This window comes from Segatella copri, assembly GCF_019249765.2.
GTDB lineage: Bacteria > Bacteroidota > Bacteroidia > Bacteroidales > Bacteroidaceae > Prevotella > Prevotella copri_K.
In genome coordinates, this window is sequence record NZ_CP152484.1 from 3,278,864 (window position 1) to 3,303,984 (window position 25,121).

Annotated in this window: 20 protein-coding genes; 4 read left to right on the forward strand and 16 right to left on the reverse strand. The window is 47.2% G+C overall.

Annotated features, from left to right (window positions below):
• Positions 1 to 67 precede the first annotated feature (67 nt).
• Together KUA46_RS13900 and KUA46_RS13905 are read left to right on the forward strand one after the other, a co-directional pair.
• Positions 68 to 733, forward strand: coding sequence for a uracil-DNA glycosylase (locus KUA46_RS13900; protein ID WP_153139131.1), 666 nt, complete (start codon positions 68 to 70; stop codon positions 731 to 733).
• Between the two features lie 92 nt (positions 734 to 825).
• The gene (locus KUA46_RS13905) at positions 826 to 1,461 is read left to right on the forward strand and encodes a DUF3109 family protein (RefSeq protein WP_022121271.1); all 636 of its coding nucleotides are present in this window, start codon (positions 826 to 828) and stop codon (positions 1,459 to 1,461) included.
• Between the two features lie 83 nt (positions 1,462 to 1,544).
• Here the strand turns inward: KUA46_RS13905 and KUA46_RS13910 are convergent, their stop codons facing one another.
• From KUA46_RS13910 to rpsT, 4 genes are all read right to left on the reverse strand, one after another.
• A complete protein-coding gene (locus KUA46_RS13910) occupies positions 1,545 to 2,438 on the reverse strand; it encodes an alpha-L-rhamnosidase N-terminal domain-containing protein (RefSeq protein WP_218487457.1) in 894 nt (297 codons plus the stop codon).
• A 14-nt stretch (positions 2,439 to 2,452) separates the two neighbouring features.
• Positions 2,453 to 4,828, reverse strand: a complete 2,376-nt coding sequence (locus KUA46_RS13915) for a glycoside hydrolase family 95 protein (protein ID WP_153093569.1) — start codon at positions 4,826 to 4,828, stop codon at positions 2,453 to 2,455.
• Positions 4,829 to 4,959: 131 nt separating this feature from the next.
• A complete protein-coding gene (gene gyrB / locus KUA46_RS13920; protein WP_006847646.1) occupies positions 4,960 to 6,930 on the reverse strand; it encodes a DNA topoisomerase (ATP-hydrolyzing) subunit B in 1,971 nt (656 codons plus the stop codon).
• A 308-nt stretch (positions 6,931 to 7,238) separates the two neighbouring features.
• Entirely contained in the window at positions 7,239 to 7,493 is a 255-nt protein-coding gene (gene rpsT / locus KUA46_RS13925) for a 30S ribosomal protein S20 (RefSeq protein ID WP_006847644.1), read from the reverse strand.
• 233 nt (positions 7,494 to 7,726) lie between these two features.
• Between rpsT and recO the strand changes: the two genes are divergently transcribed.
• Entirely contained in the window at positions 7,727 to 8,452 is a 726-nt protein-coding gene (gene recO / locus KUA46_RS13930; protein ID WP_153093568.1) for a DNA repair protein RecO, read from the forward strand.
• Between the two features lie 63 nt (positions 8,453 to 8,515).
• On the opposite strand, the gene ftsZ is transcribed toward recO, so the two are convergent.
• From ftsZ to rsmH, 12 genes are all read right to left on the reverse strand, one after another.
• Positions 8,516 to 9,847: a cell division protein FtsZ gene (ftsZ, locus tag KUA46_RS13935; protein ID WP_117692949.1), complete on the reverse strand. Its 1,332-nt coding sequence runs from the start codon at positions 9,845 to 9,847 to the stop codon at positions 8,516 to 8,518.
• 89 nt (positions 9,848 to 9,936) lie between these two features.
• The gene (gene ftsA, locus KUA46_RS13940) at positions 9,937 to 11,382 is read right to left on the reverse strand and encodes a cell division protein FtsA (protein WP_153093567.1); all 1,446 of its coding nucleotides are present in this window, start codon (positions 11,380 to 11,382) and stop codon (positions 9,937 to 9,939) included.
• 39 nt (positions 11,383 to 11,421) lie between these two features.
• Positions 11,422 to 12,216, reverse strand: a complete 795-nt coding sequence (locus KUA46_RS13945; RefSeq protein ID WP_153085234.1) for a cell division protein FtsQ — start codon at positions 12,214 to 12,216, stop codon at positions 11,422 to 11,424.
• Entirely contained in the window at positions 12,217 to 13,593 is a 1,377-nt protein-coding gene (murC, locus tag KUA46_RS13950) for a UDP-N-acetylmuramate--L-alanine ligase (RefSeq protein ID WP_006847639.1), read from the reverse strand.
• Entirely contained in the window at positions 13,593 to 14,699 is a 1,107-nt protein-coding gene (gene murG, locus KUA46_RS13955; protein WP_022121279.1) for an undecaprenyldiphospho-muramoylpentapeptide beta-N-acetylglucosaminyltransferase, read from the reverse strand. The genes murC and murG overlap by 1 nt, the downstream gene beginning before the upstream one ends.
• A 91-nt stretch (positions 14,700 to 14,790) precedes the next feature.
• A complete protein-coding gene (locus KUA46_RS13960; protein WP_153083975.1) occupies positions 14,791 to 16,068 on the reverse strand; it encodes an FtsW/RodA/SpoVE family cell cycle protein in 1,278 nt (425 codons plus the stop codon).
• Positions 16,069 to 16,105: 37 nt separating this feature from the next.
• Entirely contained in the window at positions 16,106 to 17,443 is a 1,338-nt protein-coding gene (murD, locus tag KUA46_RS13965) for a UDP-N-acetylmuramoyl-L-alanine--D-glutamate ligase (protein WP_022121281.1), read from the reverse strand.
• 43 nt (positions 17,444 to 17,486) lie between these two features.
• The gene (gene mraY / locus KUA46_RS13970) at positions 17,487 to 18,755 is read right to left on the reverse strand and encodes a phospho-N-acetylmuramoyl-pentapeptide-transferase (protein WP_117692957.1); all 1,269 of its coding nucleotides are present in this window, start codon (positions 18,753 to 18,755) and stop codon (positions 17,487 to 17,489) included.
• Between the two features lie 24 nt (positions 18,756 to 18,779).
• Entirely contained in the window at positions 18,780 to 20,243 is a 1,464-nt protein-coding gene (locus KUA46_RS13975; RefSeq protein WP_118067294.1) for a UDP-N-acetylmuramoyl-L-alanyl-D-glutamate--2,6-diaminopimelate ligase, read from the reverse strand.
• 82 nt (positions 20,244 to 20,325) lie between these two features.
• Positions 20,326 to 22,485 carry a penicillin-binding protein gene (locus tag KUA46_RS13980; RefSeq protein ID WP_153139144.1) on the reverse strand — a complete coding sequence of 720 codons (2,160 nt, stop codon included), beginning with the start codon at positions 22,483 to 22,485 and terminating at the stop codon, positions 20,326 to 20,328.
• On the reverse strand, positions 22,482 to 22,988 hold the full coding sequence (locus KUA46_RS13985) for an FtsL-like putative cell division protein (RefSeq protein ID WP_153083273.1): 507 nt from the start codon (positions 22,986 to 22,988) through the stop codon (positions 22,482 to 22,484). The genes KUA46_RS13980 and KUA46_RS13985 overlap by 4 nt, the downstream gene beginning before the upstream one ends.
• On the reverse strand, positions 22,985 to 23,899 hold the full coding sequence (rsmH, locus tag KUA46_RS13990; protein ID WP_218433969.1) for a 16S rRNA (cytosine(1402)-N(4))-methyltransferase RsmH: 915 nt from the start codon (positions 23,897 to 23,899) through the stop codon (positions 22,985 to 22,987). Before rsmH ends, KUA46_RS13985 begins: the two co-directional genes overlap by 4 nt.
• Positions 23,900 to 24,255: 356 nt before the next feature.
• Between rsmH and KUA46_RS13995 the strand changes: the two genes are divergently transcribed.
• The gene (locus tag KUA46_RS13995; RefSeq protein WP_218487458.1) at positions 24,256 to 25,083 is read left to right on the forward strand and encodes a glycerol acyltransferase; all 828 of its coding nucleotides are present in this window, start codon (positions 24,256 to 24,258) and stop codon (positions 25,081 to 25,083) included.
• Positions 25,084 to 25,121 lie beyond the last annotated feature (38 nt).

The window sequence follows — 25,121 nt, forward strand, 5'->3', positions numbered from 1 at the left end:
ATACTTGGTCAAGTATCTTAGGATACTTGCGTAAGTATCCTAAGATACTTTTGAATTTATATTAAGCATGAACGTAAAGATAGAAGAAAGTTGGAGACAGCATATAGGAGAAGAGTTCGACAAGCAGTATTTTGTTGACCTCACAAACTTCGTGAAGGAGGAATACCTGCGTACGCCCTGTTATCCTCCTGGCCGCTTGATTTTCAATGCCTTCAATCTCTGTCCTTTTGATGATGTGAAGGTAGTGATTATCGGACAGGATCCATACCATGAGCCGGGTCAGGCGATGGGACTGAGTTTCTCTGTGCCGGATGGAATCACTTTTCCGCCATCATTGATTAATATATTCAAGGAGATTCAGATGGATCTCGGCACTCCGATGCCAGCCACGGGCGATTTGACCCGCTGGGCAAAACAGGGAGTACTGCTTCTCAATGCCACGTTGACTGTTCGTGCCCATCAAGCGGCAAGTCATCAGCGCAAAGGCTGGGAGGAGTTTACCGATGCTGCCATCAAGGCACTCAGCAAGGATAAGGAGCACCTGGTGTTTATCCTTTGGGGCGGTTATGCCCGGAGCAAGGCGAAGCTCATCGATACAAGCAAGCATCTGATATTGGAAAGCGTTCATCCTTCGCCATTATCAGCCAACAGAGGCGGATGGTTTGGCAATCATCATTTCTCCCGCTGCAATGCGTATCTGCAGCAGAACGGAATTGCGCCTATCCAATGGTAGGTACACCTATTAATATATAGCTATCCACTCATGGGTAGCTATCATTATTTTTATTATACACTCAAAGAAATTTATTCATCTCAAAAAACATTATGAAGAAAGACGAACTGCGTATTCTGCAGGTGGGCAACGTGTTGGTTTCACCTGATATTATCACCGAAAAATTCTGTTGCGACCTTGATGCCTGCAAGGGCGAGTGCTGCATCGAAGGCGATGCGGGAGCTCCTGTTACCCTGGATGAGATTATGGAGATTGAGGATGCGCTGGATGTGGTTTGGGATGATCTCTCGGCTTCTGCCCAGGCTATCATAGATAAGCAGGGCGTGGCTTATACCGATATTGAAGGCGATTTGGTGACGAGCATCGTGAATGGTAAGGATTGCGTGTTTACCTGCTACCAGGATTTGAAAGACCTGGGCGATGGACATACGATTCCGAATTGTTGTCTCTGTGCCTTGGAGCGTGCTTATCGCGAAGGAAAGTCGAAGTTCAAGAAGCCTATCTCCTGTGCTTTGTATCCAATCCGTGCCAAGGATTTCGGCAACGAGGTGTATGGCATCAACTATAACAAGTGGCGCATCTGCAAGGATGCCATCAAGAAGGGTGAGGAGTTGAACCTTCCAGTTTATAAGTTCCTGGAGGGTCCGCTGGTAGAGAAGTTCGGCAAGGAATGGTATGATGAGCTTTGCGAAGTGGCAGAGCAAGTGCTTGCCGAATTGGAAGACTAAATTCAGTTAGAGACTTTGGAAGATAATAGTTCCGAAGTCTTTTTTTGTTTTATAAAAAAAGAGATTTCGAAACGCTGTTGAGCTTATTCCGAAATCTCTAATCCTTCTATATTTGTGATATTACTTCTTCTGAAGCCTTTATCCCAAGTTATCACGAAATCTTTTTGATGCTCAGCATGGAAACGGTAATAGGCTTGCTCGTCCATTTCGCCACTGCATACATATTGGTTTCCGTTAATATGAAGTGTTGTTCCTTTGCTGGCATTGCGTATCGTGAGCCGGATGGTTCCACGGAACGGACGTCCGAAGTCTATACGGCATCCTTGATGATTAAATTCCTCCTGATATGGTTCTAATACCATTTGAAGTTTGTTTTGGGTGAGGTATGGCAGCTGGTCAACAAAAATATAGTTTACCGTATCTTTGAAGGCGCCTGTCGGATGAACCCATCCTGAAGATTGGTATTCAGCCGATTTCCACTCAGTAGTGTATATTCTATTGTCAAAGTGTTCTTTTTCGTTGTAACTGCCACCCTTCAGGGGGTTGCACCACCATGTTTCGTCTGCTTTATGATAAAAAGGAACAGAGTCTGTATACCAGCCATGAAGTTCCAGCGAGAGTTGTTTGCTCTTATTTCTTATTCTTCCTGGTGCATACCAGACCGCGATGATGTTTTCGCCCTTTTTCAGATATCTGGAGATATCTATTGTTTGCATCAGAAGGATGCTGTCTCTGGCTCCTTCGCTGAAAATGCTTGGCGTAGCATTTCTTTCGTTGATGTATAGGCGGGTATTTCCTCCACTTGCCATGTTTATCTCAGCCTTTAAAGGCTTTTGATCAAGATGATAGATTTTCCTGTATAATATCTCAGAAGAATCATTGGGGAATGGATATGATACCCAATGGGTACCGAATTCCTGTGCATAGGAATTCAGCACCCAGAGAGTTGTAAAGATGAGAATTGTAAAATATCTCATAGATGATTATTTGTCTATTTTATGAGTTTTGTTTCGCCAGCCTTGAAACTAAATGTTTTCAACTTACCATTATACTTGACGGTCAGGTTTCCGGTATTCTTGCTGGTGATGGAAGCTTTGCTGACCTTTCCATTGTTCCATACGAGATTAATCTCGTAGTTTCCACGTGCTTTGATACCCTTAATTTCGCCTGCAGGCCATTCTTTAGGTAGAGCAGGAAGAAGATGCATAGTCTCGCCATCGCATTGCATCAGCATCTCGCATACGCCTGCTGTGCCTCCGAAGTTGCCATCTATCTGGAAAGGTGGATGGGCATCAAAGAGGTTAGGGTAGGTGCCACCGCTGCGGTGTTTGCTGTCCTTGTAGACTTCAGGGCTTACGTAGGTGAGCAGCTTGCGGTATATCTGATAAGCTTTGTCGGCCCGATGCAGACGAGCCCAGAGGTTGATTCTCCAGCCTGTACTCCAACCGGTGGAATTATCGCCCTTGATTTCCAGGGTCTTTGTTGCGGCAGCAGCAAGTTCCGGAGTCTTGTTTACCGAAATCTGATGGAATGGATAGAGCCCCAGCAGGTGTGACTGGTGGCGATGATGCCAATCCTGGTCTTCCCAATCGTGGTACCACTCCATCAGATTGCCTCGCTTACCGATGTGGTAAGGGCGCAGGCGATTGAGGGCTGATTGCAACTGCTGCTGGTAATCGTTGTCGATGCCCAGGGCTTTTGCTCCCTTGATGGTATTCTTGAAGAGCTCGCGGATGATGGCGAGGTCGGCGGTTCCGCCATAGAAACTGCTGCCACGATAGCCCTTATCGGTAATGTAATCTGCCTCTGGCGATGTGCAAGGAGCAGTAATCAGCTCGTTTGGATTGTGTGGATTCGGAATGAGCCACGCAAGCAGGAAGTCGGCAGCCCCCTTCATCAGCGGATAGGCTGTATTGCGAAGATATTCGGTATCGCGGGTATAGTCATAGTGATCCCAAAGGGTTTCTACAAGCCAGGCTCCACCCATAGCCCAGTTGCTCCATTGCGGACTTTCGTTTCCGGTTCCTACAGGATTGGTCATTGCCCAGGCATCAGTGTTGTGTCCAGCGCACCATCCCTTATCGATACCATAGAAGTGCTGGGCATTGTGGTGACCTGTCACAGCCATACCCTCTACCAATCCGTCTACTGGGGCTACCAGTTCTGAGAGGTTCGCAACTTCTGCCGGCCAGTAATTTTCTTCCAGGTTGATGTTGATGGTATAGTTGCCGCGCCATGGCGAACGGAGGGCTGGTGCCCAGAGTCCCTGCAGATTGGCAGGCACTCCCTTGGTTCTACTGCTGCTGATGAGCAGGTATCTGCCATACTGGAAATAGAGCTGTTCCAGATAAGGGTTGCTCTCGTGGTTGTCGCTGTAGGCGAGCAACTGTTTGTCGGTAGGGCGGGTGGCATCAAACTTGGCTCCTTTCAGGTTCAAACTTACTCTATCAAAGAGTTTCTTGTAGTCGGCGATGTGACGCTGTTTGAATTCTTCGTAAGTGAAGTTGGCAAGGTGCCAGGCTTCATCGGTTACGTTTTCGATGTATGGAGCTCCTTCCTTCACAGGATGCTTGTCGAATCCGTTGTAACTTGTTTCGTTTACGAGATAGATGATAGCCTCGCTCACATCCTTCAGATGGAGTACAGAATCGCTTGCCCACACTTTTCCGTCGGTGTTCTTCACCTGAAGCATGGCACAGTAATGCGTACTGTTGGCTTCATCGCCGAGAACATGTCCCGTCATGGTGAGCTGTCCTCTGGATGCTTTTACCTGATGGGGAATGAGGGAAGTGAGTGAGATGTCGCTGTTGATGGATCTCTTCTGGGAGGCACTCAGCTTGATGGCAATCATCTTGTCGGGATAAGAAGCAAAATACTCTTTGGTGTATTGGATGCCGTTGCGCCTGTAATGAACAGTAGCCAGGGAGTTGTCGAGGCTCAGTTCGCGGTAATAATCCGTAAACTCGCCCTGGTTGCAGTCTTTGATATTGATCATGCCCAGTGGCTGATAGAACTCCGAGTTATGGCCTTGCACATAGTGTTGCAGGGAATCGGCGGTCTTGTAATCCTCCTTGAACAGCGCCTCTCTGATTTTCGGAATCCACTTGTAGGCTTCGCCACCTTCGTTGGGATTCACAGGCACGCCCGTCCAAAGGGTGATGTCGTTGAGCTGGATAGAGTCATTATTGGCTCCACCATAAACCAGCGCACCCAGTTTGCCATTGCCTAATGGCAGTGACTCTTCGAAGGCGTATGCAGGCTTGTTGTACCACAACTTGTTGGGTTGCAACTCTTTACTTACTGTTGTTGCCTGGCAGTTCCACGTACTAGAGGCAGCTAACGCAATCGTAAAAAATATATGCTTCATAAAGATGGTATTGTTGGTTTTTTAATTCGATGCCCGGAAACGAAGTCGGAAGGTGATGCTCATTGGATGAGGCTATCCAAAAAAGGGGGAAGACTCTCGCTGAGTCTACCCCCAATATGTTCGTGTTAACTTTAAGCGTCGATATTGGCGTAAGTAGCATTCTGTTCGATGAACTCGCGGCGTGGTTCTACATCATCACCCATCAACATAGAGAAAATCTCATCAGCCTGGGCTGCGTTCTCGATAGTAACCTGCTTGAGCAAGCGTGTAGATGGGTCCATAGTAGTTTCCCAAAGCTGCTCTGGGTTCATCTCACCCAAACCTTTGTATCGCTGGGTGTGGATATTCTTGTCTTCTACTCCATCTCCATACTTGTCGATGAATGCCTGGCGCTGCTGCTCTGTATAGCAATACTCGCTTACCTTGCTGCGATAAGTACACTTGTAGAGTGGTGGGGTAGCGATATACAGATGGCCTTCTTCAATAACCTTTGGCATGAAACGATAGAAGAGTGTCATAATCAATGTGTCGATGTGAGAACCATCGACGTCGGCATCGGTCATGATAATAATCTTGTCGTAACGCAACTTGTCGGTATTAGCCTCCTTGCTGTCTTCGCCATCTACACCGAAGCGGACACCGATACTTTGGATGATGTTCATGACAGACTCAGCTTCGAATACCTTGTGCCACTGTACCTTTTCTACATTCAGAATCTTACCACGCAATGGGAGAATAGCCTGACGGAAACGGTCGCGACCCTGCTTGGCAGAACCACCGGCGGAATCACCCTCGACGAGGAAGATCTCGCATTCTTTAGGATCCTTCATTGAGCAATCGGCAAGTTTACCAGGAAGACCACCACCTGTCATGAAGTTCTTGCGCTGTACACTCTCACGTGCCTTGCGGGCAGCTATGCGGGCCGTAGCAGCCAGGACAACCTTTTCGCAGATTCGCTTTGCCTCGTCTGGATGTTCTTCCAGATAATCAGACAAAGCCTCGTTTACAGCCTGCTGAACGGCACCTTGTACCTCGCTGTTACCGAGCTTGGTCTTGGTCTGTCCCTCAAACTGAGGTTCAGCTACCTTGATGGAGATAACGGCAGTAAGACCCTCGCGGAAGTCTTCTGGTGCAATCTCTACCTTTGCCTTCTCAATCTGCTTAGAGATGGTTGGGTCTGCTTCTGCGTAAGCCTTCAAGGTGCGGGTCAACGCCATACGGAAACCAGTCAGGTGGGTACCACCCTCAATGGTGTTGATGTTATTGACGTATGAGTGGATATTCTCAGAGTAATCTGTGTTGTACATCACAGCAATCTCGATAGGAATACCCTGCTTTTCTGTCTTCAGATAGATAACATCATCGAAGAGATGAGTGCGGTGACGGTCTACGTAACGGACGAATTCCTTCAAACCATCCTTAGCGTGGAAAACCTGCTCCTTGGTCTTACCTTCCTCGTCAGGGCGCAAATCTCTCAAGGTAATCTTGATACCTGCATTGAGGAATGCCAACTCGCGCATACGGTTGGCAATGATGTCCCACTTATAGACAGTGTGAGTAAAGATGGTTGGATCTGGCCAGAACTGCTGGCGTGTACCGCGCTTGTTGGTTTCACCTACCACCTTAACCGGATAGAGAGGCTTACCCTTCTCATATTCCTGCTGGTAGATTTTGCCGCCACGGAACACCTGTGACAACATGTGGGTAGAAAGTGCATTCACACAACTTACACCCACACCATGTAAACCGCCAGATACCTTGTAAGAACCCTTGTCGAACTTACCACCTGCGTGAAGCACGGTCATAACGACTTCGAGGGCTGATTTATGTAGTTTCTCGTGCATATCCACAGGGATACCACGACCATTATCTTCTACGGTGATAGAGTTGTCTTCGTTGATGGTAACTTCGATGTCGGTACAGTAGCCCGCCATTGCTTCGTCAATAGAGTTGTCTACAGTTTCGTTTACCAAGTGATGAAGACCCTTTTCGGAGATGTCACCAATATACATCGCCGGACGTTTGCGAACAGCTTCCAGGCCTTCCAGAACCTGAATGTTACTCGCAGAGTAATTATTTGCGTTGTTTTGATTTTCTGCCATTTTAGTATTGTCTTATTTCCGTGCAAAGATACTAAAAAAAGCTGAGAAACAGGAACTTTTGTTTGTGAAAAATCACCAAAAAGTGAAGAAAAAACGTAGAATGTGAACTTTAGCGGCAAAAGTGTCTTGAAAAAGCTGTTTTATAATCGTTTTGCGCGTTTTTATAGGGTATGTTGTAGTATAAAACCGGTTGTGATGGGAAGATTTTATGATGCAGGAAATGGGTAGTCGGGTTCATAGAAATAGAATAAGGCTGCGACCCTATAAAGGATTGCAGCCTTATTTATTTCTTTGCTTTGACTTATAAGTTAGGCCAACTTAGCGATGTGCTTTGTAAGACCAGACTTCAAGTTTGCAGCCTTGTTGTCGTGGATAACGTTGATCTTAGCCAACTTGTCTAAAAGCTTCTGAACAGTAGGATAGAGCTTTGCAGCCTCTTCCTTGTCAGACATGTTGCGCAACTTGCGGACAGCATTGCGCATAGTCTTTGCATAATACTTGTTGTGCAAAGCCTTCTTCTTGTCCTGACGGATTCTCTTGATTGATGATTTGTGATTTGCCATCTTCTTTATGTTATTTTTTTTATTTCTTAAATGTTTGTAGTCCCTAGCAGAGTCGAACTGCTCTTTAGAGAATGAAAATCTCTCGTCCTAACCGATAGACGAAGGGACCATTGCTTATTTGCGGGTGCAAAGTTACTACTTTTATTTGAATCTAGCAAATTTTTCATGGAAAATTTTCGCTAAATGCGCATTTTTTTGTATTTTTGCCCTGTTTTTCACTAATATTAGGCAAAATGGAGATAAAAACTAGTGCTATCGTATTGCAAACCATCAAGTATGGAGACTCTCAACTTATCGTGGATTTCTTCACCGAAAAGTTGGGAAGACTCTCCTTTATGGTACGTGTGCCTAAGTCATCTAAGGGGAAGATGAAACGGCAGCTTTTCCAACCGCTCATGGTCTTGAATTTAGAATTTGATTATCGTCCCAAGTCAAATCTGCAGCGCCTTAGGGATGTTTCGATTCAGATTCCATTCTCTGATATCCCTTTTTCCCCATACAAACTTGGCATTTCCATGTTCTTGGCAGAACTGCTTTCATATGCTACCTGTCATGAGCAGGCTAATGGTGCGCTCTATCTTTTCATACAGGACAGTATCGAATGGTTAGACCATGCTAAAGGTGCTATTGCCAATTTCCATATAGTCTTTATGATTCAGCTCTCTTTTCATTTGGGTTTTATGCCCAATATAGAGAGCGGTATGTCTGGCGATTATTTTGATTTGGTAGATGGATGTTTTGCAGCTCATGTTCCTTCGCATGTACATTATTTAAATAAGGAAGATTCTATGCGGCTTGTGTCTTTGTTCCGTTTAGACTATAAAACAATGCACCTCTACACAATGTCTCGTATGGAACGAAACAGGTGTGTAGAGGTGATACTGGAGTATTATAAACTTCATTTGCCAGGCTTCCCGGAAATGAAGAGTTTTGCTGTTCTTCAGGAACTGTTTGCTTAGTCTTTTCAGGTTTCCTCGCTTGCTTGATGTAAACGGGAAACAGACGTTGGCTATGTCCTCTGTTTAGGCAAAACTGATAACGCCCTGTACTGTAGCATCATCATTATTGTCTTCTTTCGGTTCTGTATTACCGGAAGCTATATTACGGATTTCTTCTAGAGTCTGTCGGGTACGCTTATAGGTAGGCGTGTTTTCTACCTGAAGGATGACATCCTCGTTATCCAAATCTTCCTGGCGGAACAGGAATATGTGTGGATGACGCTTATACTGTGTCGTATTGCCATCGCTGCCATAATAGCGCTTGCGGCGGTCTTCTCTTTCAGCACGTTTCTCCTCTTCTTCAGCGAGACGGCGAGATTCTTCCTCAGTATGTTTCTTGAGGTGGCGGTTCATTCCCTCTACATCCTCGAGTCCGAAACCTGTTGCGAGAACGGTTACCTTTACGCGGCTTCCCAATTCAGGGTCAATGGCAAGACCCCATTTCAGTTCGAAGTCGTCACCGAATTTCTCCATAAAGTCGTTGACATCATTCATCTCGTCCATGGTCAAGCCAGGATTATCTTTCTTCTCGCTTGCAAATGCGATGCTGAGCAGAATCTTCTTAGAGTTGAATACGTCATTATCGTTAAGGAGTGGTGAGTTCAAGGCATCTTCTATCGCTTTCTTTACTCTTCCTTCTCCCTCACCGTAACCTGTACTCATGATAGCCACACCGCCATCTTTCAGTACGGTCTTCACATCATTGAAGTCGAGGTTGATGAGGCCATGTACGGTAATGATTTCAGCGATACTCTTGGCAGCTACACTCAAGGTGTCGTCAGCTTTGCCGAATGCATCGAGAACGGCAAGGTCTGGATAAATCTGGCGAAGACGTTCATTGTTGATTACCAGTAAGGCATCTACATGCTTCGACATTTCCTCTACACCATCCAATGCCTGGTCAATCTTCTTAGGACCTTCAAAACGGAATGGGATGGTTACGATACCAACGGTAAGAATACCTAACTCCTTACTTACTCTGGCGATGACAGGTGCTGCACCTGTACCGGTACCGCCACCCATACCCGCTGTGATGAATGCCATTTTTGTTCCATCGTTGAGCATGTTCTTGATATCTTCAAGAGTCTCTTCGGCAGCCTGGCGTGCCTTGGCAGGTTTGTTTCCTGCACCCAGACCTTCCTTACCTAGCTGCAGGTGTACAGGCACAGGTGAGTCGTTAAGTGCCTGGTTGTCTGTGTTGCAGAGTACGAATGTTACATCGTGTATACCTTCGCGGTACATGTGGTTGACGGCATTTCCACCGCCACCACCAACACCAATCACCTTGATGATGCTATTTTCTTTTTCAGGTTCCCCAAAGTCAAGAATATGAGGAGCGTTTCCATTATCTAGCATAGTCGTATAATCTTTATAGGGTTTATCTATCTGATTTTTTATTTAACCTGTTGTGAAATCTGTTTTCTGATAGCCTGGTCTTTGGCATCTTATTCTTCTTCAGAAATGGTATCTTTCACAAACTTCTTGAAACCTCTCATCATTTTATGGATGAGACTGTTTTCTTTGCGTCTCTTTTCTTCTTCTTCGGCTTCTTTTTCTGCCAGAAGTCTTGCCTCAGCTTCTTCCTGTTCTTTTTGCTTGCGGGCAGCCTCGTCAGCAGCCGCTTTTTCTGCCGCAGTAAGAACAACGCCCTTGCCGGCAGTCTCGTTAGGGTTTCTTGGAGCCTTGTGCTGCTCGGCTGCTACTGGCTTTTCTGCAGAATTGCTGAAGAGATCAGTGCCGATTTCGTCACCTGCACAGTTCATGTCTCCCTTTGCCAGAAGTCCCAATACGGTGTTCATTGTACCATCGTGATTGGTAATCTTAGGATCCTTGGAGTTGACTGTTTGAGAAACAAACTTGGCAATGCGTACTTTGTCGATGTGGGTATGTGTCTTGAAAACCTTATCGATTTCAGGCATGTTGCTGCCGCCACCTGTAAGGATGATACCACCCAACAGCTTATCTGAGAATTCCACAGGAATCTGGAACCATGCGTTTTCTACGATTTCCTCTACGCGTGCTTCTACGATTTCGATGAACTTCTTGCTTTCAACCACTCTATCCTTGTCGATTGGGTAGTTCAGGGTCGGGTCGATATTGTTGATATCGGTATAAGCCTTGGCATACTTGAGTTTCATCTTTTCAGCATCAGGTTCTTCAATCTGAAGACAAGTTAAGTCTTTGGTCACGTTGCCGCCGCCCAATGGGATGACAGAGAGATGACGAAGTATACCTTTATAATATACAGAAACGGTTGTCGTATCGGCACCCAAGTCAACAAGCATACAGCCTGCACGCTTTTCAGAGTCTGTCAAAACGCTGTCAGCCATAGCTAAAGGAGCCAGGTACATTTCTGCAATAGGAATGTTGGCATTTTCAAAACAGGTATTGATATTGTTATAGAAGTTCTTGCGCCAAAGTATATTCAGGAAGATGCCTTCCAGATGGTTACACTGTATTCCTACAGGGTCTATCTGGTATTGGTTGTCTATCTTGTATTCCTGAGTTGCAGCATCCAGGATTTCCTGATCCGGATAGGTCATGTTGCGGTTGATATCCATCAGTTCATTGATCATCTCTTGTGAGATGATGGTGTTACCTGGGAGATCCTTGACAATGACGTTCTTGATACTGCGTATAGAGCGACCGCCCACGCCTACATAGACCTGGGTGATATCCTGTTTCAGTATATTCTTCAACTTCTTGATGATGTTGGTCAAGCATTGGCAGGTTTTGTCAATGTTATAGATCACACCCTTTCTGATGCAAGAAGATGAATCTTCCTCTACGGTGGCAAGTACGGTGATGCTGCCGTCCAAATTCTTCTGACCTGCTATACCTGTCATCTTAGATGAGCCAAGTTCGATAGCTACAATAAATTCCTTTGGCATAGTTCTTATATGTTATCTTAATCTGTTTCTATTTTCTAATTAGCTATTTTGATGCTTTTTACATATGATCTGGTTGTCGAATTCGATATTGATATACGAATACTTGTTCCAGCCAGCTTGTGAGAGTCCATACTTATAGAATTTCTCTAATCGATTCATCTTCTTGTTGACGAAATCGTTGATGGCTTGCTCTCGTTTGTCGATGAGGTTGGTCTCTGGCAGGTTACCTATATATATAATGTGGTTGCCTACTCGCGGTACCAGTTCTATTCCTCTATCAGGCAGGACATTGATCTGTTCTATCTGGTTTCGCCAGAGTTCATTAGTCATCAGCGCTTTGCTTAGTAATGAGATGTATTTTTTAGCATACCACTTGTTGATGTAGCCCGTTGCGATGATAATGTCGCATGTATAGTTCGTGTTGGGCATGATCTGATTGTGGTCATCAATATAATAGTCCTCGTTGCTGATGTTTTTGATTCTGACGATTGGCATGCGTTGGGTGAGGTAGATGTCAACAAGACCATCCTGAGTCTTTGAACATTCTGCCGTCTTGACGAAAGGACTGGTCTTCAAGGTTTCTTCTATCATGCGGGCGTTCACCTCTTTGAGCGGTTCCCCCAGCGGATAGAGTTTCCTGGCTTCCAGTCGTTTCTTGATTTCCTTCGCATTCAGAAAGCCATTCGTCATCTCATCTTGAATGTTGATGTTCACCTTGGTGCATACCAACTTCGTTTCATCAGGTTTGTTAAACCTGGTGAAAGCGAATACCAGATAAGTACCGAGTACTAAATCCAGTGCGATGATGATGGTTTTCTTCCAATTGATATGCATTTATTTCTCTTCAAGTATTTTGGTAATTTGTGGAACATAGTTGTCCAAATCGCCAGCTCCTAAGATAACTAGAACATCGAAGTCTCGATTCTTTACCAGGTCAAGAACGTCTTCTTTGTGAATCATGCTCTTTTCTACACCTGGTTTCAGATTGTCATAGATAAGCTTGGAGGTTACTCCTGGAATAGGCTGCTCGCGAGCTGGATAGATGTCGCAGAGGATAACCTCGTCCAAGAGACTCAAACTGTTGGCGAAATCTTTATAGAAATCGCGGGTTCTAGTATACAAGTGAGGCTGGAAGATGGCTGTTATCTTACGGTCCTTGTATAACTCTCTGATACTCTTAGCACTCTGATATATCTCCTTTGGATGATGAGCATAATCAGATAGGAATACCAGTTTGTTATTCTTGATCTTAAAGTCGAAACGGCGGTCAACTCCTCCGTAGGTCTTCATGCCGTTACGGAGTTCATCGGCTGTACAACCATTCAACTGTGCCATTGCCATTGCTGCCACACCATTTGTGATGTTGATAGGCACAGGCTGTCCGAGTTCTACGCCCGTTACGTTCTCGATAGGAGAGATGAAATCAAAGGTGATACCTCCATTCTCAATCTTGATGTTCTCAGCGTGGAAGTCGCCCTCGTCCTGGCTGTATTCGTATATCTTGACACCGTCTTGTACGTGTTGCTTCATCTCCAGACCTTTGTGGATGATGAGTGCACCGCCCGGTTGGATCAGTTCAGTATAGTGACGGAAACTCTCCAGATAAGCCTCCTTGGTGCCGTAGATGTCGAGATGGTCTGGGTCTGTAGCCGTGATGACACTCATCCATGGGCGCAACCAGTGGAAACTGCGGTCAAACTCATCTGCTTCAATGACAACATAGTCGCTCTTGTCGGAGAGGATATAGTTGGTGCCATAGTTCTTTGAGATACCTCCCAGGAAGGCATTACAGTCAATATGGCTTTGGTGCATGATGTGAGCACACATGGTAGATGTTGATGTCTTTCCGTGTGTACCCGCTACGCACAGTCCCTTATGTGTACGGGTTAATGTACCCAGAACCTGAGCTCGCTTCTCGATGGTGAAGCCATTCTCATGGAAGAAAACCAGTTCCTTGTGTTCAGCAGGAATTGCCGGTGTGTAGACTACCAATGTTGTCTTGGCGTCCTTGCAGGCTTCTGGTATGAGGTCAACATTCTCCTCATAGTGGATAAGCATTCCCTCTTTCTCCAACTCATGAGTTAGATTGGATGGAGTCTTGTCATATCCGGCTACAACCAACTTCTTGCTGAGGAAGTATCTGGCGATGGCGCTCATTCCGATGCCGCCCGCTCCTACAAAATAAACTGCTTTAATATCTTTTATTTCCATTACTTTGTTGCTAATTTGATTACTTCGTCGGCGATGACGTCGGCAGAGTTCTTTAATCCTAATTTCTTGATATTCTCACAGAGCGAAGCAAGCTTAGCCTCGTCTTTTACCGTGTCAACTGCTTTCTTGAGCAATACCTCTGGTGCATCGGCATCCTTTACGTAGATGGCAGCATCTTTGTTGACTAATGCCATGGCGTTTTTGGTCTGGTGGTCTTCTGCTACATTAGGGCTTGGAACCAGGATAACCGGTTTGCCGATGAGGCAGAACTCGCTGATACTGCTGGCACCTGCGCGGCTGATAACCAGGTCGGCTGCCTTGTAAGCTGCACCCATGTCGCTGATGAAATCAGTTACCTTGAGCATTGGCAGCTCCTGACCTTTCAGTTGCTCCATGATGGCAGCATTATAGTATTTACCTGTTTGCCAGATAAACTGTACGCCGCTTTCTTTCACCAGGTCGAGGTGCTGGAGTACACTCTCGTTGATGGTTCTTGCGCCAAGGCTGCCACCTACGAGCAAGATGGTCTTCTTTTCAGGGTCGAGACCGAACTGCTTGCGTGCTTCTTCCTGGGTGATGGTAGTTTCCAATACATTCTGGCGAACAGGATTACCGGTCATGATAATCTTGTCTGCTGGGAAGAAACGCTCCATTCCTTCGTAAGCCACACAGATTTTTTCAGCCTTCTTGGCCAAGAGTTTATTGGTTACACCAGCGTATGAATTCTGCTCCTGGATGAGGCAAGGTATTCCTTTGCTGGCACAAACATTGAGAGTTGGACCGCTAGCATAGCCACCTACACCCACAGCCGCCATAGGCTTGAAGTTTTTGATGATGCTCTTTGCCATGTGCTGGCTCTTCCATATCTTGAAGAGTACGGCGATATTCTTGAGCAGATGCTTTCTGTCAAAGCCGCAGATAGGCAAGCCCTTGATCTCATAACCCGCAGCAGGTACACGCTGCATTTCCATTCTGCCGAGTGCACCTACAAACAAAATCTTAGCATCAGGGCGCTTTGCCTTGATGGCATTTGCAATGGATACGGCAGGGAAGATGTGACCACCTGTGCCGCCTCCGCTTATGATAATTCTTAATTCATTATTCATATCCGTTCATGTTTATAACGCAAAGGTATAAAAAAATATCGATTTAACGGCATTTTCTGCCATTTTTTCACCTTAATTTATAAAACTCTTGTCAGGCAGCCACCATTTTGCTGTCGTCGAGCTCATTTTGAGGTATCTCTTTCTTCTTGGCTGTTCTACTGATACTCAGGATGATGCCCATGTACAGACAGTTGATGATGGTAGATGTACCACCTCTACTGATGAGTGGTAGTGGCTGTCCTGTAACAGGAGCCAAACCTACTGCTACTGCCATGTTGAAGAGTGCCTGGGTAACCAGCATGATGGCGAGTCCCATGCAGAGGAAGGCTGGAAAATTGTTCTCACACCTGTTGGCTATTCTGCCAGCTCTGAACAGGAGGATGATGTAGAGGAATGCAACCAGTGCGGCTCCCCATATACCCATCTCTTCGATGATGATGGCATAGATGAAGTCAGAGAACGCCTGTGAGAGGAAGTCTCTTTCTACTGAGTTTCCAGGCCCTTTGCCTACGATGTTGGAAGAGGCGATGGCGATGTTGGCATGTGCCACTTGGGCATCTTTGTCGAGATCGACATCCTGTGGGGCTACAGGCTTTGAGTTCATAAACTTGTCAATACGGGCTTTCCAGGTGTCGGCTCTATGGAACATCTTTTCTGCCATGTTAGGCTTGTTCTGTTCCTGCTCAACCTTCTCGGTCAGCGTATTTTCCGGTTTATTGCCCTCTTCGCCCTTGTCCTGTCCTACTATCATGATACCTGCAAAGGCTGTGACGATGACAATCATGCATAGTCCCACCAGCTTGCCAATCTGGTTCATCGGCACTCGTCCGATGAGCATCATGGCTAAGATTGTGATACTGAGGAGCATGGCTGTGGATAAGTTTTCCAGTCCGATGAGAATTACAAATGGAGCGGTTGCTACAAGTATGAACTTGAATGCCTTCCTGTTGGCTCCCTGAGTTGTTTGCATAGCACTAAGAATCTGAGCTACAGCCAGTACTACCGCTCCCTTCGCTATCTCAGAAGGCTGGAACTGTATGCCCATCAGAGAGAACCATCGGGAGGCTCCGTTGGTAGATTGACCGGTAGCCAAGACCAGAACGAGCAACAGTAATGAGATGCCCATCACGACGGGGGTAACAATCTTGAAATACTTGCATTTCACCTTGAGCATGCAAATCATGGTGAACAGACCGCCTCCCAAGAGCAAGATGTGGCGGATGACAGGTGCCATGTAGTTTCCTGTCTTGTACGACAAGGAGCTGGAGGCAGAATATACCTCCACGATGCTTATCATACAGAGAAAGAAGAAGACCATCCAGATCACCTTGTCTCCCTTGAAAATATTACCAATGCTCTTGTTATTCATTTCTTTATAGTTCTATCTGTTCTATTGTTGAAAACTGTTATTCTCCGATAGCTCTTGCCAGCGCCTTAAACTGCTCGCCTCTATCTTCCATGTTCTTGAAGAGATCGAAACTTGCGCAGCATGGACTGAGGAGTACGGTATCGCCCGGCTTTGCCAATTCCTGGCAGGCTGCCACGCAATCCTTCATGCTGTGAGTGTCGCGTACAGGGATGCCGAGTGCGTCAAAGTTGTCGTGCAACTTCTGGTTGTCGGCTCCGAGATATACGATACCAGCACATTTCTCCTTTACCAGGTCCTTGATCTGGTTATAGTCATTTCCCTTATCCTTACCGCCGATGATGAGGATGGTAGGGGTGGTCATACTCTCCAGCGCATACCAGCAGGCATCTACGTTGGTAGCCTTTGAATCGTTCACATAGTAAACACCCTGGAACTTGCCCACTTTCTCCAGACGGTGCTCTACACCAGGGAAGTCGCTCAAGCCTTTGTGCAGGGTCTCGTGGTCGATGCCTACGATGTTGCATGCCAGACCTGCAGCCAGACTGTTATAGATGTTGTGCTTGCCGCGTAGACTCATGTCTGCCTGTGGCATTTCGAAGTCTGAAGGGAAGTTGAGTTTGTATTTGCCGTCCTCGATAAAGCCAACGCAACCCTCCTCCTTGAACTCAGAGAATGGGCAGAGATGTGACTTGAGGTTGTACTTAGCCAGCTCCTTTGTAACGATAGGATCATCGTTCCAGAAGATGAAACTGTCTTCTTCTGTCTGGTTCTGGGTAATGCGCATCTTGGCATCGGTATAGTTCTGCATCTTAAACTCATAGCGGTCCAGATGGTCTGGAGTGATGTTGAGCAGGATGGCCACATTGGCACGGAACTCATACATATTGTCGAGCTGGAAACTGCTCAGCTCGATGACGTAGTACTTATGAGGAGTTTCAGCCACCTGAAGGGCCAGACTCTTTCCGATGTTGCCTGCCAGACCTACATCATAGCCAGCCGACTTGATGATGTGGTAAATCAGCGAGGTAGTGGTTGTCTTACCGTTACTTCCCGTGATACAGATCATCTTGGCATCAGTATATCTGCCCGCAAATTCTATTTCGCTGATGATAGGTGTACCCTTAGCCATCAGTTTCTGTATCATAGGTGCTTCCTTAGGAATACCCGGACTCTTGATGACTTCATCTGCATCTAAAATCTTTTCTTCTGTATGGTGACCTTCTTCCCATTCGATGTTGTGGTCATCCATCAACTTCTTGTAGTTATCCTTGATCTTTGACATGTCTGAAACAAAGACCTCGAATCCCTCTTTCTTTGCCAGCACGGCTGCACCTGCGCCACTTTCGCCAGCTCCTAAAATTACAATTTTGCTCATTGTCTTATTCTCTATACTTGTCGGGCTGATAAGAGCCTGTATTTTATCTGATCTTCAATGTGATGATGGTCAATGCTGCCAGAATGATGGTTACAATCCAGAAACGGATGGTAATCTTTGATTCATGGAAGCAGTTGCGAGGCTTCTTCCACAGATACTTGCAGTCAGGATCCAGCTGACTGTCCTGTGTGCGGAAGTTGTCGTGGATAGGTGTGCGCTTGAAGATACGCTGCTTCACACCTCTCCGCTTTCCTATCTTGTAATAGTAAACCTGCATCATCACGCTGAGGCTTTCTACGAAGAAAATACCGCAGAGGATAGGCAGCATCAGCTCCTTGTGGATGATGATGGCACCTACTGCGATGATACCGCCGATGGTCAGCGAACCCGTATCGCCCATGAATACCTGGGCAGGGTAGGCGTTGTACCAGAGGAAACCGATGAGGGCTCCGATGAAGGCACAGAAGAATACTACCAGTTCCTCAGAACCAGGAATATACATGATATTGAGGTAGGCGGCAAACTCGATGTGCGACGACACATACGCAAGTATGCCTAGCGCCACACCTATGATGGCGGAGTTTCCGGCACACATTCCGTCCATACCATCGTTGAGGTTGGCACCGTTTGATACGGCTGTTACAACGAAGATGGTCATGATGACGAAGAGAATCCAGCCTGCTGCTACTTTGTACTTACCGCAGAAACTGGTGATGCTGGAATAGTCGAGGTTGTGTCCCTTGACGAATGGGATGGTGGTCTTCAGCGATTTTCTTGCTTCCGTACGATGCTTTACCACCGTTTCCTGTCCCTGTTGCTCGATGGCGAGGTTCTCGTTCATCTTTACATCAGGTGAAGACCAGAGTACCAGTCCCACGATCAGGCCGATGCCAATCTGTCCTATAATCTTATATTTGCCCTTCAATCCCTCCTTGTCGCGCTTGAATATCTTGATGAAGTCGTCCATTCCACCGAGAAAGCCGAGCCATACGGTGGTGATGATCATCAGGATCAGATAGATGTTGCGCAAACGTCCGAGTAACAGTACCGGTACGAGGATAGCCAGGATGATGATGACACCACCCATAGAAGGAACACCAATCTTCTTGACACCGAACGGGTCGATGCTGGCATCGCGCTGTGTCTCTGTAATTTGCTTGCTCTTGAGATACTTGATGAATTTCTCGCCGAACCAGGCAGAGATTACCAATGATAAAATCAGCGCAAGCAGGGCACGGAATGAGATGTAACCCCACATGTGAGAACCTGTGATGCCCCACTGTTCCAGAAATCTAAAGAGATAGTATAACATTTTTCTTTCTTTTCTTGATTGATTTTACTTCTGTGAAATTCCGAAGATGTCGCGAATCACCTCCTTATCGTCAAAGTGGTGCTTTACGCCCTTGATCTCCTGGTAATCTTCATGCCCCTTACCGGCTACGAGAATCACGTCGCCCTTCTTTGCCAGCATGCAGGCTGTGCGGATGGCTTCCTTGCGGTCTACGATGCTGATTACCTTCTTCATCTGCTGGGCATTGAGTCCGGCAAGCATGTCATTGATGATGTCCTGTGGCTCTTCGAAACGTGGGTTGTCGCTGGTGATGATTACCTTATCGCTCTGCTTTACAGCCTCCTGTGCCATCAATGGGCGCTTGCCCTTGTCACGGTTGCCACCGGCACCGCAAACGGTGATGACTTCTCCGCCCTTGCCTTCGAGCACTTCGTGGATGGCGTTCAATACGTTCTCCAGTGCATCTGGTGTATGGGCATAGTCAACAATGGCAGTATAACCTTCTGGCGACTGGATTGGTTCCAGTCTTCCGCTTACGCTGTGAAGGGTACTCATCACTACGAGTACATCCTCTGGCTTCTTGCCGAGCATAATGGCTGCACCATATACGGCGAGCAGGTTGCTCACGTTGAACTTACCGATGAACTGTACGCCCACTTCTCTGCCGTCAATCTCCAGATACATGCCGCCGAAGTGACACTCCAGGATTCTGGCTCTGAAGTCTGCCATGCTGCGGGTAGAGTAGGTCTTCACGGTAGCCTTGGTGTTCTGTACCATGATCATGCCGTTCTTGTCGTCGGCATTGGTAATGGCAAAGGCAGTCTTAGGCAGTCCGTCGAAGAAAGCCTTCTTGGCGTTACGGTAGTTCTCGAATGTCTTGTGGTAATCGAGGTGGTCGCGGGTCAGGTTGGTGAACAAGCCTCCGGCAAACTGCAGGCCTCCGATACGCTTCTGTGCGATGGCGTGAGAAGAGCACTCCATGAAGGCATACTCGCAGCCAGCCTCTACCATCTTGCCCAGGAGCATGTTCAGTTCGATAGGGTCTGGGGTGGTATGGTCGGCAGGGATAGCCTCGTCCTCAATGTAGTTGCAGACGGTAGAGAGCAAACCACACTTATGGCCGAACTTGCGGAACATATTATATAATAAGGTGGCAATGGTGGTCTTACCATTGGTACCTGTTACGCCTACCAGTTTGAGCTTTCTTGAAGGGTCGCCGTAGAAGAGGGTTGCTACCTTGCCGACAGCATCCTCGGTCGAAGCGACCTGAATGTAAGTTACGCCCTCAACTTTCTCTTCAGGCATGTCTTCGCACAAAACCGACTTTGCGCCCAGTTCCAATGCCTTTGGAATAAACTTGTGACCGTCAACCTGCGTTCCCTTCATGGCAACGAAGAGATGACCTTCCTTAATCTTGCGAGAGTCGATGTTTACTCCCGTAACCTCTACATCAGCATCGCCGATTATCTGAACCGGCTCGATGTTTTTGAGTAATTCTTGTAACTTCATATCCTGTTTCTGTTTTATATTCTATATATTTCTTTATCTACACCTTATTATATATAGGGTTTCAGATAACTGTTTCTGAGTTTTATTCAAGCACAATGCTGCATACGGCACCTTTCTTGATGACCGTTCCCGGCACCAGACTCTGCTTTACTACCTTTCCTCTACCTGTAATCTGGGTCTTGATGCCCCGGCTCTCCATATTGTAGATAGCGTCTCGGGCTCCCATTCCGGTAACGTCGGGTACGATCGTCTTGCCGTATTGCTTCTCCCTGATGAGCTTGATGCTGTGGTTACCCACGCGCTCTGCCTTGCCCCAGATAGGGTTGCCGTCGGCATAGCTGCCACTCCAGTTGGCATTGGTCTTGATGCCGAGGTGGCTGAGCACATAGTTGGCAGCAAGGATATTGCCTGCCTTTACGTCAGGAACGAAGACCGATGCTGAGTCGCGGGCGTCCTTTACGTCAACTTTCAGACTCTGCGCCATGATGCCTTCTGAAATCTCATGGAAGACCTTACCGCACATCGTACCGCCCGAAGCAGGCAAACCGGATTTCTGTATGCAGACGATACAGCTGTAGCGTGGCGCATCGGCAGGGAAGTAGCCCGCGAAACTGATGAGATAGCTGGTTCCGCCACTCTTATATCCACCGGCACCTTTTGAAATCTGGGCTGTACCGGTCTTTCCTGCCACTTTGAAGTTAGGCGAACCGGCTTTCTTTCCCAGTCCCACGCTTACTACCTGCTCCAGGATGGTTTGCAGTTCCTTGATGCTCTTCTCCTTGGCTATCTGCTGGCGCATCACTTCAGGAGGAAATTCCATGATGGTTTCTCCGTTCTTCATTACCTTGCTCACGAATCTTGGTCGCATCATCTTGCCGTTGTTGGCGATGGTGTTGTAGAAGGTGAGGGTAGAGATAGGCGGTATCTGGGTCTCATATCCGATACTCATCCATGGCAAACTGGTCTTTGCCCAGTTGTCATACTGTCCGTTCTTGTTTCTGTGCGGCATGCGGATTCTGGCTGGCGTTGCTCCCACCAGCGGAATCTTCAGGTCGTCGTGCAGACCGGTACGGTAGATACCCTTTACGAATTTCTCCGGGTTGTTGCGGTAATGGTCGTCTATGATGCGGCTCACACCGATGTTCGAACTGTACCACAGGGTCTGTGCGAGGGTCAGCATTCCGTATCCGCCTTTTCGCCAGTTGTGGTCTTTCATTTCTCTGCCGTACATCGGCCATATACCGCCACCGGTTTCTACATGATAGGTGGTGTCTACCACTCCGTCGTCCAGCGCTACGAGGATAGAGGCTGGCTTGAACACCGAACCTGGCTCCAGAAGGTCGCTCACGGCATGGTTGTGGATTTCTCTGTATTCGCCGTCGAAACATTTCTCCATGTTTACGATGGCCTTGATGTCGCCCGTAGGTACATCCATTACGATGGCTACACCCACATTGGCGTTGATTTCCTTCAGCTCGTCGATGAGTGAGCGTTCGGCAAGGTCTTGTATGCTCACATCAATGGTGGTCACGATATCGGCTCCGTCAATAGGAGGGGTATCGGTAATGTCGAGGAACTTGTTGCGCACCTTGCGGCGATGCACGATACCGTTGGTGCCTCGCAGGATGGAGTCGTAACTCAGCTCCAGACCGAAGCGGGCGGTATCCTTGGCGCCATACATGGCTCCGATGGTACGGCCTGCCAGCGAACCGTAAGTTCTGGTTCGGGCATTATATTCTTCCCAGTGGAAACCGCTCTGGTAGGGTTTCAGGCGGAATACAGGGATGTCCTTTATCTCGGTGAAGGTGTTATAGTCTACACGCTTCGGATAAACCGGCCAGTGGCGGCTCATCTTGGCGCGACCTTCGGTGAGGTGCTTCTTGAAATCAGACTCGCTCAGGTTCGGGAATATCTGGTGCAGGCAAAGACAGATGGAGTCTTGCTTGGCATCCCACAGCGAGTCGTTTTCTGCATCTTTCAGCGCCTTGAAGTCCATGAAAACCTTAAACTCCGGCAGCGAACTTGCCATCAGCTGTCCTGTGCAGCTCAAGATGTTGCCTCGGTTTGGCTTTACGGTCACGGAATCCTTCTTCTGCCGTTCTGCCACCTTCATCCAGTAATCATGCTTGGCGGTCATGATGTAGAGCGCTTTACCCACTACGGCTATGGCGAAAATCGTCATGATGATGGCGATGGCGCTGTAGCGGGGCATTACTTTCTTATGATCAAATTTGCTGCTCATTCTTCGGGTACGTTTATGATGTATGGAGGTTGGGTAGCGATGTGCAGCACGCTGTCTTTGTTGTTTTTCAGCATGTCGAGCACATTACTTTCACGACTCTTCTCTGTTATCTGGCTGCTTGTAGACAGCGCTTTGTATTTGGTGTCTTGCAGTTCTTTCTGCAGTTTGTCCAACTCGATGATATCGTTCTGGATATTGTATCGGTTGGATATGTAGATAATGACAAAAAACACGATGAGGATAACGAGCCATATCTGCCGGCGTATGATTTGTGCGGTAAGAATGTCTCCACCCAGAATCTTTCGCAGCGTAAAGCTCGATGATCCTGAAGCCTCTTCCTCAATGGCTTGCTTGGCAATCACTTCCTTGAGCGAAGCCTGTGGAGCCTCCTGCTGCTGTGGCTCCTGCTGCGGAGTTTCCTGCTTCGGCGGTTCCTGTGATGCCTGTGCCTTTTCTTCGGCTATAGGCTTCTCACTGATGTTTATGTCTTTATCGTTTATCATTTCTTTTCTGCTATTCTTAGTTTGGCGCTTCTGCTCCTAGGGTTTCTTTCCTGCTCGTCGGCATCGGGAACGATAACCTTGTTGTTCACGAGTTTGAAAGGGGTTTCTATTCTTCCGAAGAAGTCCTGCTCTATCTTGCCTTCTGCATTGCCCGCTTTCATCATGTTCTTTACGATTCTGTCTTCCAGCGAGTGATAGGTGATGACGCTGAGTCGGCCTCCCGGTTTCAGAAGTTCCGTGGCTGAGCGGAGCATCTCTTTCAGGGCGTCCATCTCGTGGTTCACTTCTATGCGCAGCGCCTGGAAGAGCTTTGCCATGTCTTTCTTCTCGCGTTCCCGTTTGAAGAGGGGCTCTACGGCTGCCATGAAGTCTTTGGTGGTGAGGATGGACTTCTCGGCTCTTGCCTTGACGAGTGCCGAGGCGATGCGGCGCGAGTTCTTCAGCTCACCGTATAGGTAGAAGATGTCGGCAAGGGCACCTTCGTCATATTCGTTTACGATGTCGGCAGCAGTCTTGCCAGCACGCTTGTTCATGCGCATGTCGAGTGGGGAGTCGAAACGGAAGGAGAAACCGCGGGTTTCGTCATCGAAGTGATGGCTTGATACGCCCAGGTCGGCTAACAGTCCGTCGAGTCCGTCCACCCCGTAGTAGCGCATCCAGTTTTTCAGGAATCTGAAGTTGGAGCATACGAAGGTGAAGTTCTCGTTTGCCACCACGTTGCGTTCTGCATCGGCATCCTGGTCGAAGCTGTACAGGTGCGCTCCCTCCGTCAGGCGCGACAGAATCTCTCTGGAGTGTCCGCCACCACCGAAGGTTACGTCTACATAGATGCCTCCTGGCTGTATGTTCAACCCGTCAACGCTCTCCTTGAGGAGTACCGGTACGTGATATGTTTCTGCTGTCTTTATCATATATCTTTTTGCTGTCTTATCGCGTTATAATATTGCGTGCGTACTTATTAGTGTATAAATTTGGGTTCAAAGGTACATAAAAATCTCCATATAGCCTTACATTTTCCCACAAAATTTATAAAACTTAATGAAAAAGTTGTTTTTGGTCAACTTCACCTTCCAGTTTCGGGCATCGCCTTTTTGTTCTCATCAAGTGTGATGTTTTTGCAAAAATACGTGCAAAATGGGCTCGATTTGTCGTGATAGTTTAAAAAAACTAATAAATTTTCGCTTTTTTGCTATTTTTTTGGAAAAAATGGCACGTATTTGAAAAAGTTGAGTTACTTTTGCACTAACTTATATAAGTTTTAGCAAACATGAGTGAATCAATAGAGAAAACGATAGACATAGATAAGATTCTTAAGAGCAAGATGGGAAGCAAGGTGAAATTCGTACCGCGCTTCCTGGTTTCCTGGCTCAAGAAGATTATTCACGAGGACGAGGTGAACATGTTCTTGTGGGAGAGCCGTGGCCTTTCGGGTACTGAATGGCTCACCGAATGTGTGCGCTATCTGAAGATGGATGTTGAAATCGTAGGCTTGGAAAACCTGCCTGACAAGAACGACGGCAAACTCTATACCTTTGTTTCCAATCATCCTCTGGGCGGACAGGACGGCGTATGTCTCGGTTCTATCATCGGCAAGCACTATGATGGAAAGTTCCGCTATCTGGTGAATGATCTTCTGCTCAACTTGCCGGGTTTGAAACCTGTAAGTATCGGCATCAACAAGACGGGTCGCCAGAGCCGCGATTTCCCACGTATGGTGGAGGCGGGCTTCAAGAGTGACAACCACATGCTGATGTTTCCGGCAGGCTTAAACAGCCGCAAGCGCAAGGATGGAACTATCCACGACCTGCCTTGGAAGAAGACGTTTATCTCTAAGAGTGTAGAATATCAGCGCGATGTGGTGCCTATCCATTTCGGAGGGCGCAACTCTGAGCGTTTCTACCGCATCGCCCGATTTAGCGACATGTATCTGCCGTTCAATCTCGCCATGCTGTTCCTGGTTGACGAGATGTACAGGAATGTGGGCAAGCATTTCCGCATCTCCATCGGCAAACCGATTCCTTGGCAGACTTTTGATAAGAGCAAGTCGGCTACCGAGTGGGCGCAGTATGTTGAAGACAGGGTTTATGAACTTTAATGGTTTGCAAAACCCGGAAGAATTGTTTTATATTAACG